Here is a 12,480-nt window from a genome sequence, read left to right as displayed (position 1 = left end):
ACCATGAGCGTTGTAGACGACCTGCTGAACCGCTGCCACGAGCTGGGCGCGGACCCCCGCAACACCAACTACGCCGGCGGCAACGCCTCCGCCAAGGGCAGCCAGATCGACCCGGTCACCGGCGAGCCCGTCGACCTGATGTGGGTGAAGGGCTCCGGCGGCGACCTCGGCACCCTCACGGCGGCCGGCCTGGCAGTGCTCCGGCTCGACCGCCTGCGCGCGTTGACCGGTGTCTACCCGGGGCCCGAGCGCGAGGACGAGATGGTCGGGGCCCTCGACTTCTGCACGCACGGCAAGGGGGGCGCGGCGCCGTCCATCGACACCGCGATGCACGGCCTGGTCGACGCCGCCCACGTCGACCATCTCCACCCCGACAGCGGCATCGCGATCGCGACCGCCGCCGACGGCGAGGAGCTGACCCGGGTGATCTTCGGGGACCGGGTCGCGTGGGTGCCGTGGCGGCGTCCCGGTTTCCAGCTCGGTATGGACATCGCGGCGATCAAGGCGGCGAACCCGCACGCGATCGGCGTGATCCTGGGCGGCCACGGCATCACCGCCTGGGGCGACACCTCGGCGGAGTGCCGAGAGAACTCACTGGAGATCATCCGCCTGGCCGAGACCCATCTCGCGAGCCACGGCAGGCCCGAGCCCTTCGGCCCCGTCGTCCCCGGCTGCGAACCTCTCTCCCCCGAGCAGCGGCACGCCCGCGCGTCCGCACTGTTCCCGCTGCTCCGCGGCCTGGCCTCGACCGACCGGCCCCAGGTCGGCCACTACACCGACAGCGACGTCGTCCTCGACTTCGTCTCCCGCGCCGAGCATCCCCGTCTGGCCGCGCTGGGCACCTCGTGCCCCGACCACTTCCTGCGGACCAAGGTCTCCCCGCTCGTCCTGGACCTGCCCGCCGGCGCTCCCCTGGACGCCGTCGCCGACCGTCTCCGGGAACTGCACGCCCACTACCGCGCCGACTACGCCGCCTATTACGACCGCAACGCCGTCGAGGGCTCCCCCGCGATGCGCGGCGCGGACCCGGCGATCGTGCTGGTGCCGGGCGTCGGCATGTTCTCCTTCGGCGCCGACAAGCAGACCGCGCGGGTGGCCGGCGAGTTCTACGTCAACGCGATCAACGTCATGCGCGGCGCCGAATCGGTGTCGGCCTACGCGCCGATCAGCGAGGCGGAGAAGTTCCGCATCGAATACTGGTCGCTGGAGGAGGCCAAGCTGCGGCGCAGGCCCAAGCCCAGGCCGCTGGCGGCCCGGATCGCCTTCGTGACCGGCGGCGGCTCGGGCATCGGCGCGGCCACCGCCCGCCGCCTGGCCGCCGAGGGCGCCTGCGTCGTCGTCGCCGACCGCGACCCGGACGCGGCCCGGAAGGTCGCCGCCGAACTCGGCTCCTCCGACGTCGCCGTCGCCGTGACGGCCGACGTGACCAGCGAGGACGATATCCGCGCGGGCCTGGCCGCAGCCGTCCTGGCCTTCGGCGGCGTCGACCTGATCGTCAACAACGCGGGGCTGTCCCTGTCCAAGCCGCTGCTGGAGACGACCGTCGCCGACTGGGACCTGCAGCACGACGTCATGGCGCGCGGCTCGTTCCTGGTCTCCCGCGAGGCGGCCCGCATCATGATCGGCCAGGGCATGGGCGGCGACATCGTCTACATCTCGTCCAAGAACGCGGTCTTCGCCGGGCCGAGCAACATCGCCTACAGCGCCGCCAAGGCCGACCAGGCCCACCAGGTCCGGCTGCTGGCCGCCGAACTCGGCGGCCACGGCATCCGCGTCAACGGGATCAACCCCGACGGCGTCGTGCGCGGCTCGGGCATCTTCGCCGGCGGATGGGGGGCCAACCGGGCCGCCGTGTACGGCGTGGAGGAGGAGAAGCTCGGCGAGTTCTACGCCCAGCGCACCCTGCTGAAGCGCGAGGTGCTCCCCGAGCACGTCGCCGGCGCCGTGTTCGCGCTGACCGGCGGCGATCTCTCCCACACCACCGGCCTGCACATCCCGGTCGACGCGGGGGTCGCGGCGGCCTTCCTCCGATGACTCAGGGGGTCAGGAGCACCTTGATGGCAGCCCTCGGCCGCCTCGTCGAGGGGCACGTGCCCGCCGGCGCCGGTCGATCGGATGGCCTGCATCCTCGACTCCTGGATGCCGACCGCCTCGATCGCCGGGCGCCGGCCCTACCGGCTACTCGTATGGTCTGGAGCGCCTGCGCGGCGCCGTCTCCCCCGGGGCCGACGACGATCTGATCGCCACGGCCGCGGCCAGGGGCCGCTCCTCCGGCTCCGGTGGTTCCGGTGGCGGCGGCGTCGATCTGCGGTGGCGGCCGACGGTGAAGGCGAGCTTGCGTACGTGGAAGCCGCCGAAGATGAGGCTCACCCCCACCGCCACGACGAGCACCCCCGTCGCCATCGCCGCGACCGGGTCGAGCGCGTCCGCCTGGCTCGTGGTCGAGCTGACCGCGTCGGGCCGTAACGCCAGCGTCACGTCGGCCGGTTCGACGGTCAGGTCGGGTTTGACCATCCGGGGGATGCCGTAGCCGACGACCTTGCTCTCGTCACGCACCTTCCGCTTCAGCCAGACCTTGTCGACGTTCGCCTCGATGGTGTGGATCTTGCCGCCGTCGACCCTCTCGACGATGCCGACGTGGTCGATGCCCTTGATGTCGTCGCCACCCGCCCAGTCGAAGAAGACCAGGGCCCCCGGCTCGGGTTCGTCCGTCCACGCCTGGCGCTGTTCGAACCAGCGCGCGTGTGAGGGCGTCCAGGCGAAGGCGCCGACGTAGTCGGTGACTCCGGCCTTGTCCGCGGCCCAGGCGATGAACATGTCACACCACGCGGCGTTGCGGTACTGCGGATCCTTGACGGTCTGGGCGTACCACGCGCCGTATTTGGTGTGCTGTCCGGGCTTCTCCCGGTATCCGAGCTCTCGGGTGACGACGGCTAAAAGGTCGTTGGTGATCGTCTCTGGGGAACGTTCCACCCGCACTGTCCTCCATGCCTCCCGATACCTGGACTGTAATTCGGAAATCGGAAGTACGCCCCCGATTCACCAGAAAGGGCGAGCAATACCCCCCAACCGTAACTGTGCGGATGATCTCCTCCCGTATGATCACGTTCAGTTCTTTTTGGGAGGGTCGTGAACCACCGTGTCCTGTTCGCGGCGGCCGGGATCGCCGTACTGGGCGCGGTGACCTGGGGGTTCGCGCTGCCGTCCGAGGAGGTCCCGGAGCCGGTGGCCCAGGTCGGGACCGTGCCACCGCCGGCCTCCCCCCGGGCGACGCTCCCCTACATCCCGCCGCCCGCCCCGACACCGCCGCCGCCGAGCACGCCGAAGAAGATCAAGGTGCCGGAGAAGGGCTCGGGCGGGTACCGCGTCGCCGCCGGCGGGGCCGAGCCCCGCACGGGCAAGGCGCCGGTGATCAAATACATGGTCGAGGTCGAGAAGGGGCTCCCCTTCGACGTGGACGAGTTCGCGACGGCCGTCCACGAGATCCTGAACGACCCCCGCGGCTGGGGGCGGTTCGAGCGGGTCTCCAAGGGTTCGGTGCGGCTCCGGGTCACCCTGGCCACGCCCGCGACGACCAACCGGGAGTGCCTCCCGCTGCGCACCTTCGGCCAGCTCTCCTGCTGGAACGGCCGCCGGGCGGTCATCAACGCGCGCCGCTGGGCCTACGGCGCCGACACGTACAAGGACCTGGACCTCTACCGCAAGTACGTCATCAGCCACGAGGTCGGCCACGGCCTCGGGCACGGCCACCGCGACTGCCCGGCCCGGGGGCGCGCGGCCCCGGTGATGGTCCAGCAGACGATCTCCCTGCGCGGCTGCAAGCCCAACCCCTGGCCGAACCCCGGCCGGGAACCGTGAAGCTTTCGTGCGCGACCTCGCATGTTGACCGCGACGGTTGACGCACCGTTCGCGCGCCCCTGACACTGAGGCCCCCCGCGGGCCGATCAAGAACGCTCCCGGCGGTCTGCGCCAACAGACGAGCGGGAGGATCTGGGATGAAGCGTGTCCGGTTACTGATGGTGACGGTGCTCGCCGTCGCCCTGCTGGGGGTCACCCCCGCCCTCGGCCAGGGCAGGCCCGGCTGGGTGCACACCTGGACGTCGATGCCGCAGCTCACCGAGCCGCACAACCTGCCCCCGGCGCCGTTCACCCAGGAGAACCTGGTCATGGACGACACCACCCTGCGGCAGACGGTCCGGGTCACGACCGGCGGGCGGCAGCTGCGCCTGCGCTTCTCCAACGCGTTCGGCGGGGTCGCGCTGCCCATCACGAAGGCCGCCGTCGCGCTTCCGGCGGACGGCCGCCCGGGCGTGGCGGCCATCAAACCGGGGTCGTCGCGGCCGGTCACCTTCCAGGGGCGGACGTCGGTCAGTGTGCCGGTCGGCGCGCAGGCGATCTCCGACCCGCTGACCTTCCCGGTCGCCCCCAGAACCAACATCACGGTCACCCTGTACCTGGCCGAGGGCCAGGCCTCGAACCTGGTGACCTCCCACCCCGGCTCCCGTACCACCTCGCACCTGCTCGCCGGCGACCACGTCGCCGACACCGACCTGCCCGGGGCCACGCCGACCGACCACTGGTACTTCCTCAGCGGCGTCGAGACCGTCTCGGACGACGACGCCCTCGTCGTCGTCGGCGACTCGCTGACCGACGGGCGCGGCTCGACGACCAACGGCAACGACCGCTGGCCCGACGTGCTGTCCGACCGGCTGCGCGGCACTGCCGTGCTGAACCAGGCGGCGGGCGGCAACCGGGTGCTCAACGACGGCCTCGGCCCGAACCTGCTGGCCCGCCTCGACCGCGACGTGCTGGCCACCAGCGGCGTGGCGTGGCTGCTGGTCTTCGAGGGCGTGAACGACATCGGCACCGCCGAGGCGACCGAGGCGGCCCAGAACCAGGTCGCCGCCGACCTCATCGCCGCCTACGAGCAGATCGCCGTCCGAGCCCAGGCCCAGGACATCCGCGTGTACGGCGCCACGATCACCCCGTTCGGCGGCAACACCGGCTACGACGACCCGGCAGGCCTGCGCGAGGCCACCCGGCAGAAGGTCAACCACTGGATCCGCACGAGCGGCGTCTTCGACACCGTCCTCGACTTCGACCGGGTCACCCGCGACCCGGCCGACCCGCGCCGGATGCTGCCCGCCTACGACACGGGCGACCACCTGCACTTCAACCCGGCGGGCTACCGCGCCATCGCCGACTCGGTCCCGGCCCGGCTGTTCCGTTAGGCCGACTCGCGGACGACCAGTTCCGGCTCGAAGATGACCGACTTCGGCCGCCGCGACGGGTCTTCGATCTGGGCCAGCAGGAGGCGCGACATCTCCGCCGACATGTCCTCGACCGGGTGCCTTATGGTCGTCAGCGGCGGGCGGCAGGCCAGCGCGGCCGTGCTGTCGTCGAAGCCGACGACCCTGAGGTCGCGCGGGATGCGCAGGCCCCGGGCGGCGGCGACCTCCAGGGCGCCCTGGGCCATCAGGTCGTTGGCGACGAACAGGCCGTCGATCTGCGGATGGTCGGCCAGCAGCCGGGTCATGGCCGCCTCGCCGCTCTCCTTGGTGAAGTTGCCGGCCACGCTCGGCACGTAGGCGTGGCCGTGGCGGGCCATCGCCTCCCGGAAGCCCGACAGGCGTTCCATCGAGGCGAGGACGTCGAGCGGGCCGGAGATGGTGGCGACCCGTTCGCAGCCGCGCGCGACCAGGTGGTCGGCGGCCATGCGCGCGCCGGCTCCGTGGGCGAGGTCGACGTACGAGATCGGAATGGGCTGGTCGGGGCGGGCGAACAGGACGACGGGGGTGCCCGACTCGGCCAGCATCGCGGGGAGGGGGTCGTCGGCGTGGGTGGTGACCAGGATCGCGCCGTCGACGTGGCCCTGCCGGACGTAGTCGACGACCTGGGCCCGCGCGTCGGCGGCCTCGGCCAGCATCAGCACGAGGTGGACGCCGAGCGGGCGCAGGTGGCCGCTGATGCCCTCGACGACGCGGCCGAAGAAGGGGTCGGTGAAGACGCGGGCGAAGAACTGGCCTGCCCCGGAGACGATCAGGGCGATCGAGCCGGTCTTGCCGGTGACCAGCTGGCGGGCGGCCCGATTGGGGACGTACCCGACCTCGGCGATGGCCCGGCGGACCACCTCCTGGATCGACGGGTCGACGTTGCGGATGCCGTTGATCACGCGGGATACCGTCGCGCGGGAGACCCCGGCGGCCCGTGCCACGTCTTCCAGCGTGGGCGAAGCCACCCGATCTTCCCTCATATCCGCCACTTTAGCGGAGAGCGCTCTCCATCAGAGGGGTAAGAGGCGGACGGCGTCCAAGGCGAGGGTGAGGTCGACGATGTCGCGCGGGCGCGACAGGGAACGGCCGGTGAGCTGCTCGATGCGGCGGATCCGGTTGATGATCGTGTTGCGGTGGCAGTAGAGGCGTCCGGCCGCGCGGGCGGCCGAGCCTTCGCACAGCAGCCAGGTCTCCAGCGTCGTCAGCAGCACGTCGCGGTCGGGGCCCTCCAGCGCCAGCAGCGGCCCCAGCACTCCCCCGACCAGGTGGCCCGACAGCTCGGGCTGGCAGATGACCAGCACGGTGGCGAGCCGCTGGTCGAGGCGGGCGATCTCGGGGCCAGCGTCGGCGCAGGTGCGCATCGCGAGTTCGGCCAGGCGGTGGGCGTCGCCGAGGTCGACCAGGCTCTCCACCACCGGGCTCACCCCGGCCACGCCGCTGACCACCAGGCGCAGCCCCTCGGTCAGGTCGTCGAGCGAGGCGTCGCCCAGGGCGACCACGCCGACCTCGTGGCCGGTCCGCATCCGCCACATGAAGCGCATCTGGCCGATCTTCTCGGGCAGCCGCATCCCCTCGTGGTCGTGGCGGATCGGGAAGCGCACGGTCACGACCGCGAAGCGGGCCCGTTCGGGCAGGTCGAGCGCGGCCGAGGCGCCGCGCACCACGCCGGCGTCGGCGGTGCCGTCGAGGAGGGCGTCGAGCAACGCGTTCACGCGTTCGTGGTTGCGGCCGAGCAGCTCCTGCTCCCTTCTCCGGTAGGTGTTGCCGGCGACCAGCGCCTGCCGGTCGATGGCGTGCCAGACGTGGGTGGCCACCCTGACCAGCACGCCGATGCGGCCGGGCTGCTCGCGCTCGACGTAGTCGACGATGGCCGACCACATCACCTGGGCGGCCAGCCGGTACATGCGCATCAGGGAGTCGACCGGCAGGCCCTGCTCGGCCCGGCGGCGGGCCATCGACTCGGTGAACGGCAGGTCGCGGCGCTCGTGCCGGTCCTGGAGGATCGTGGTGATGCCGATCCGCAGGCCCTCGCGGGTGCTCTGCCAGTGGTCGTCGGCGGGCACGAACGTGCAGTAGGCCTCGTCGCCGCCGCGGACCCGCGTCACCAGTTCGTCGGTCAGCTCGGGCAGCCGGGCCAGGAGGGCCCCGGCCGCGCCGCGCAGCAGCTCACGGACCTCCGCGTCATGGTTGGACTGCGTCAGGGAGCGCATCTCCCCAACCTGCCACCCGGCCCGTTCCGGAACAAGGTTCGGTTTCGTTTCGTGACACGCCGTTGTGCGGTTGCACAACCGGGTCCCGTCATGAGTGGGCAGGGGTCGCGACTTCACCGCACGCTCTGGACGGCCGTGCGAGCGCGGGGTTTGGTGTGCAGCACCAATGCTCTTGGAGGAATCACGTCATGGCCGATCTCGCTGTCAGCGATCTGGTGGTGGGCTACGGGCCGGTTCGGGCGCTGCGCGGGGTGTCCATGCGGGTGCCGTCCGGGTCGATCGTCGCCGTGCTCGGCGCGAACGGCGCGGGCAAGTCGACCCTGCTCCGGGCGATCTCCGGGACGCTCCGCTTCCACCGCGGCAGCTGCCAGGGCGCCGTGACCCTGGGCGACCAGCGGCTGACCGGGCTCGACGCCGCCTCAGTGGTGGGCCGCGGGGTCGTGCAGGTGCCCGAGGGACGCCGGGTGTTCGCCCGGATGACGGTGGATGAGAACCTGCGGGCGGGCGGCCTGGGACGGTCGCGCCGCGCGTACGCCAAGGCGCACGAGCAGGTGGTCGACCTCTTCCCCGTGCTGAAGGAACGGGCACGTCAACGGGCCGGGCTGCTGTCGGGCGGCGAGCAGCAGATGCTCGCGATCGGGCGGGCGCTGATGGCCGGGCCGACGACGCTGCTGCTCGACGAACCGACCCTGGGGCTGGCCCCCCTGATGGCGGCCCGCATCACCGAGACGATCAAGGAGATCAACAGTTTGGGCACCTCGGTCCTGCTCGTGGAGCAGAACGTGGCGATGGCCCTGTCGCTGGCGTCGCACGCCTACGTCCTGGAGGTCGGCGAGGTCGCCCTGGAGGGCACCGCCGCCGAACTGCGGGCCAGCGACGAGGTGCGCCGCCGCTACCTCGGCGTCGCCGACGCCGTGGAGGGCACGCTCGAGACACGCACCCTGTCGAGGTGGTCGTAGCATGACTACGGCATACCAACCGGACGGTATGGAACCGCTCGAAGTCCGCGACGTGACCGTGCGGTTCGCCGGCCTCACCGCCCTCGACGCGGTGAGCTTCACCGTGGCCCCGGGGACCGTGCACGCCGTCATCGGGCCCAACGGAGCCGGCAAGTCGACGTGCTTCAACGTGCTGTCGGGGGTCTACAAGGCGACCTCGGGGTCGGTCAGGTTCGGCGACGCCGAGCTCACCGCGCTCAGGCCGCACCGGATCGCGGCGCTGGGCGTGGCCCGCACGTTCCAGAACATCGCGCTGTCGCCCCGGCTGCCCGTCCACGACAACCTGCTGCTGGGCCGTCATCGGCTGACGTCGTCGGGGTTCGTCTCGGCCGGGCTGCGGCTGCCGCACGCCCGGCGGGAACAGCGAAGGCACGTCGCACGCGTCGAGGAGATCGCCGAGTTCGTCGGGCTGACCGGCAAGCTCGCGTTCCCGGTGGGGCTGCTGCCCTACGGCGTACAGAAGCGGGTGGAGCTGGCCCGCGCCCTGTGCATGGAACCCCGGCTGCTGCTGCTGGACGAGCCGGTGGCCGGGATGAACAGCGGCGAACGCCAGGAGATGGCCGAGCTCATCCTCTCGGTGCGCGACAGCCTCGGCATCTCGATCGTGCTGGTCGAGCACGACATGGGCATGGTCATGCGGCTGGCCGACCGGGTGACCGTCCTGGACTTCGGCCGACGCATCGCCGACGGAACCCCTGCCGAGGTGCAGGCCGACCCCGCGGTCATCGGCGCCTACCTCGGGACGGAGGGCACGTGACCACGTTCGTGGAGCTGCTCGTCAACGGGATCTCCATCGGAGCCGTGTACGCGCTGATCGCGCTCGGCTTCGTCATCATCTTCAAGGCCACCGAGGTGGTGAACTTCGCGCACGCCTCGCTGCTGCTGGCGGGCGGCTACCTGGTGGCGCGGCTGTGGCCCCTGGTGGGCTTCTGGGCGGCGCTGCTGATCGGCGTCGCGGCGGCGGCGCTGGTCGCCGCGGCCATCGAGTTCCTGGTGATCCGCCGGGCGAACGTGGCCTCGCACAGCGTGCTCGCGATCGTCACGATCGGCGTCGACATCGTGATCACGACCGAGCTGACCCGGCAGATCGGCACCGACGTGCTGGCCATGGGCGACCCGTGGGGCAGCCAGGTGGTCCAGTTCGGCGGGGTGACACTGGCCGAGACCCGGATCGTGGCGCTCGTGACGGCGGCGGCGCTGATCACCGCGTTCCTGCTGGCGTTCAAGTACACCGGCTGGGGCGTCGCGATGCGCGCCGCCGCCGAGGACGCCGAGACCGCCGCCCTGATGGGGGTGCGGCTCGGCCGGGTGTCGATGAGCGCCTGGGCGGTGGCGGGCGGCCTGGCCGCCGTGGCCGCGCTGTTCCTGTGCGTCTTCCCCACCCCCGGGCTCGACCGCAGCACCTCGCTGGTGGCGCTGAAAGCGTTCCCGGCCGCGATACTCGGCGGGCTCGACTCGACCACGGGGGCGCTGGTCGGCGGCCTGATCATCGGCGTGACCGAGTCGATGATGAGCGGCTACCAGAACGACATGGCCTTCCTCGGCCGCGGCATCGGCGACGTGGCGCCGTTCCTGGTGATGCTCGTCATCCTGCTCATCCGGCCCGCCGGGCTGTTCGGGACGAAGGAGCTGGCCCGTGTATAGGTATCTCGCCTGGACCGGCGTCGCGGCGGTGCTGTGCCTGGTGCCGTTCTACCTCGACGGGTTCTGGCTGCAGACCGGGCTGTTCGCGATGTCGGCGGCCATCGGCGCGATCGGCATCAACCTGCTCACCGGAGCGACCGGCCAGCTCTCGATGGGCCACGCGTTCTTCCTCGCGGTGGGGGCCTACTCGTACGTGTTCTTCTCCGCCGAGCCGACCGCCCGGCTGAGCGGGCTGGGCCTGCCGACCGGGGTCGCGGCCGTGCTGGCGGTCGTCGTCGCGGGCGTGGCGGGCGGGCTGTTCAGCCCCATCGCGGGGCGGCTGAAAGGTGCCTACCTGGGCATCGCCACGTTCGCGCTGATCTTCGGGGGCCAGCACGTCCTGTTCAACGCCGAGCACCTGACCGGCGGCTTCAACGGCCGGGCGGTGCCGGAGCTCAACCTGTTCGGGTTCTCCTTCGGCGACACCCCGGAGCTCATCGTCCTGCAGGTGCCGTTCGGGACCCTGGAACGCCTGTGGTTCCTCGGGCTCGTCCTGGTGGCGCTGTCGATGGTCTTCGCCCAGGGCGTCCTGAAGGGCCGGCCCGGCCGGGCCATGAACACCATCCGCGACCACGAGATCGCGGCCGGCGTGATGGGGGTGCCGGTCGCGCGCTACCGGGCCGGGGTCTTCGTGCTCTCCAGCATGTACGGCGGCCTCGCCGGCGTCCTGCTGGCGCTGGTCTTCCAGCGGACGGTGCCCGAGTACTTCGGCGTGCTGCTGTCCCTCGACTACCTGGCCATGATCGTCATCGGTGGCCTGGGCTCGGTCGGCGGCGCGGTCGTCGGCGCGCTGTTCGTCTCCCTGCTGCCGCAACTGCTCACGAAGTACAGCGACTCGATCCCGCTGGTGGCCGCTCCGGGGACGCCGGGGGGCGTCTCCCCTGCCGAGGCCGCCCGCATCCTCTACGGCGCGGCCGTCGTGACGGTCGTGCTCTTCCTGCCGGGCGGCCTCCTCGGGCTGATCAAGAAGATCCGCCTGAGACCGCCGCGCCTGCGGCTGCCCCTCTCCCCACCCTCCCCCTCACCAGAAACCAGGAGTCCGCATGTCCCCTGACAGGAAGGTCGCGATCGTCATCGCGGCCCTGGCGCTCGCCGTGTCGGCCTGCGCCAGCGACAAGGCCACCGGCGGGGCGGCCCCGGCCACCGCGACGGGCGGCGACGGCGTGAAGACCGGACCGGGTGTGACCGAGACGACGATCACCCTGAGCCTGCTGACCGACCTGACCGGGCCGTACGCCTCGCTCGGCAAGAGCGTCACGCAGGCCCAGCAGATGTACTTCGAGCAGCTCAACGCCGCCGGGGGCGTCTGCGGGCGGACCATCGAGACGGTGGTGCGCGACCACGGCTACGACGTCCAGAAGGCGATGGCGGCCTACGCGGAGGTCGCGCCGCGCACCGCCGCGATCCCGCAGTTCATCGGGTCGCCGATGGTGACGGCGCTGAAGGAGAAGATCACCGCCGACAAGATCCTCACGCTCCCGAACGCCTGGGCGACCAGCCTGCTCGGCAGCGACGCGATCCAGGTCACCGGCACGACCTACGACGTCGACATGATCAACGCCGTCGACTTCCTGACGAAGGAGAAGGGCATCAAGTCCGGCGACAAGATCGGGCACCTGTACTTCGAGGGCGACTACGGCGAGAGCGCCCTCAACGGCTCGAAGTTCGCCTCCGAGAAGGTCGGCCTCGAACTGGTCGAGCAGAAGATCAAGGCCACCGACCAGGACATGACGGCGCAGGCGACCGCCTTCAAGAAGGCCGGCGTGAACGCGATCCTGGTCTCGGTCGGCCCCCGCCAGGCCGCCTCGCTGGTCGGCGTGGCGCTCGCCTCCGGCCTCGACGTGCCCTTCGTCGGCAGCAACTCGGCCTACAGCCCGCTGCTCCTGGACACCCCCGCCGCGCCCGCGCTGCTCAAGGACTACTACGTGGCCACGGCCGGCGCGCCGATCTCCGCGCCGCTGCCGGTCTACCAGAAGCTCATCACCGACTACGAGGCGAAGTTCCCCGGTGAGCCCCTCGACAGCGGCGTGGCCTCCGGCTACACGCAGGCCGTCATCATCGGCGACGCCCTGAAGGCCGCCTGCGCGGCCAAGGACCTGAGCCGCGAGGGCATCATCAAGGCCCACCGGGCGCAGAACGCCTGGGAGGGCGGCTTCGGCGGCACGCCGATGGACTTCTCCGTGTACGACAAGCCGGCGTCGCTGTCGACGTACATCGTGAAGCCCGACAAGGCCGCGATCGGCGGATCGGTGATCTTCAAGGAGCACGCGATCTCCGACCTGGCCAAGGAGTACCAGGTCCCGCCGCCCGCGTAGG

General features: G+C 71.5%; 11 protein-coding genes. 8 read left to right on the top strand and 3 right to left on the bottom strand.

Annotation, left to right across the window (positions count from 1 at the left end; genetic code table 11):
* The first annotated feature begins 3 nt into the window (after nucleotides 1–3).
* Complete coding sequence (locus FDA94_RS29370; RefSeq protein WP_137250313.1) at nucleotides 4–2,034, top strand: bifunctional aldolase/short-chain dehydrogenase; 2,031 nt, start codon at nucleotides 4–6, stop codon at nucleotides 2,032–2,034.
* Nucleotides 2,035–2,178: 144 nt separating this feature from the next.
* Here the strand turns inward: FDA94_RS29370 and FDA94_RS40080 are convergent, their stop codons facing one another.
* The gene (locus FDA94_RS40080; protein ID WP_246060214.1) at nucleotides 2,179–2,973 is read right to left on the bottom strand and encodes a CHAP domain-containing protein; all 795 of its coding nucleotides are present in this window, start codon (nucleotides 2,971–2,973) and stop codon (nucleotides 2,179–2,181) included.
* Nucleotides 2,974–3,129: 156 nt separating this feature from the next.
* Here FDA94_RS40080 and FDA94_RS29360 point away from each other — a divergent pair, with 156 nt between their 5' ends.
* Complete coding sequence (locus tag FDA94_RS29360; protein ID WP_246060213.1) at nucleotides 3,130–3,858, top strand: DUF3152 domain-containing protein; 729 nt, start codon at nucleotides 3,130–3,132, stop codon at nucleotides 3,856–3,858.
* A gap of 137 nt (nucleotides 3,859–3,995) precedes the next feature.
* A complete protein-coding gene (locus tag FDA94_RS29355; RefSeq protein WP_246060212.1) occupies nucleotides 3,996–5,231 on the top strand; it encodes an SGNH/GDSL hydrolase family protein in 1,236 nt (411 codons plus the stop codon).
* Here FDA94_RS29355 and FDA94_RS29350 read toward each other — a convergent pair.
* Both FDA94_RS29350 and FDA94_RS29345 read right to left on the bottom strand, forming a co-directional pair.
* Nucleotides 5,228–6,253 carry a LacI family DNA-binding transcriptional regulator gene (locus tag FDA94_RS29350; protein WP_137250312.1) on the bottom strand — a complete coding sequence of 342 codons (1,026 nt, stop codon included), beginning with the start codon at nucleotides 6,251–6,253 and terminating at the stop codon, nucleotides 5,228–5,230. The genes FDA94_RS29355 and FDA94_RS29350 overlap by 4 nt on opposite strands.
* Nucleotides 6,254–6,283: 30 nt before the next feature.
* Complete coding sequence (locus FDA94_RS29345; RefSeq protein WP_137250311.1) at nucleotides 6,284–7,483, bottom strand: RsbRD N-terminal domain-containing protein; 1,200 nt, start codon at nucleotides 7,481–7,483, stop codon at nucleotides 6,284–6,286.
* A 188-nt stretch (nucleotides 7,484–7,671) separates the two neighbouring features.
* Here FDA94_RS29345 and FDA94_RS29340 point away from each other — a divergent pair, with 188 nt between their 5' ends.
* The 5 genes from FDA94_RS29340 to FDA94_RS29320 are packed head-to-tail and all read left to right on the top strand — an operon-like array spanning nucleotide 7,672 to nucleotide 12,479.
* Entirely contained in the window at nucleotides 7,672–8,442 is a 771-nt protein-coding gene (locus FDA94_RS29340) for an ABC transporter ATP-binding protein (protein WP_137250310.1), read from the top strand.
* A gap of 28 nt (nucleotides 8,443–8,470) precedes the next feature.
* Nucleotides 8,471–9,238, top strand: a complete 768-nt coding sequence (locus tag FDA94_RS29335) for an ABC transporter ATP-binding protein (protein WP_137250309.1) — start codon at nucleotides 8,471–8,473, stop codon at nucleotides 9,236–9,238.
* A complete protein-coding gene (locus FDA94_RS29330) occupies nucleotides 9,235–10,125 on the top strand; it encodes a branched-chain amino acid ABC transporter permease (RefSeq protein ID WP_137250308.1) in 891 nt (296 codons plus the stop codon). Before FDA94_RS29335 ends, FDA94_RS29330 begins: the two co-directional genes overlap by 4 nt.
* Nucleotides 10,118–11,218 carry a branched-chain amino acid ABC transporter permease gene (locus tag FDA94_RS29325; protein WP_212735560.1) on the top strand — a complete coding sequence of 367 codons (1,101 nt, stop codon included), beginning with the start codon at nucleotides 10,118–10,120 and terminating at the stop codon, nucleotides 11,216–11,218. Before FDA94_RS29330 ends, FDA94_RS29325 begins: the two co-directional genes overlap by 8 nt.
* Nucleotides 11,208–12,479 carry an ABC transporter substrate-binding protein gene (locus FDA94_RS29320; protein WP_137250307.1) on the top strand — a complete coding sequence of 424 codons (1,272 nt, stop codon included), beginning with the start codon at nucleotides 11,208–11,210 and terminating at the stop codon, nucleotides 12,477–12,479. Before FDA94_RS29325 ends, FDA94_RS29320 begins: the two co-directional genes overlap by 11 nt.
* Nucleotide 12,480: the final 1 nt, after the last annotated feature.

The sequence above is a fragment of the Herbidospora galbida genome (assembly GCF_005233835.1).
Taxonomy (GTDB): Bacteria; Actinomycetota; Actinomycetes; order Streptosporangiales; family Streptosporangiaceae; genus Herbidospora; species Herbidospora galbida.
This window is presented reverse-complemented; position numbering and strand designations above follow the sequence as displayed.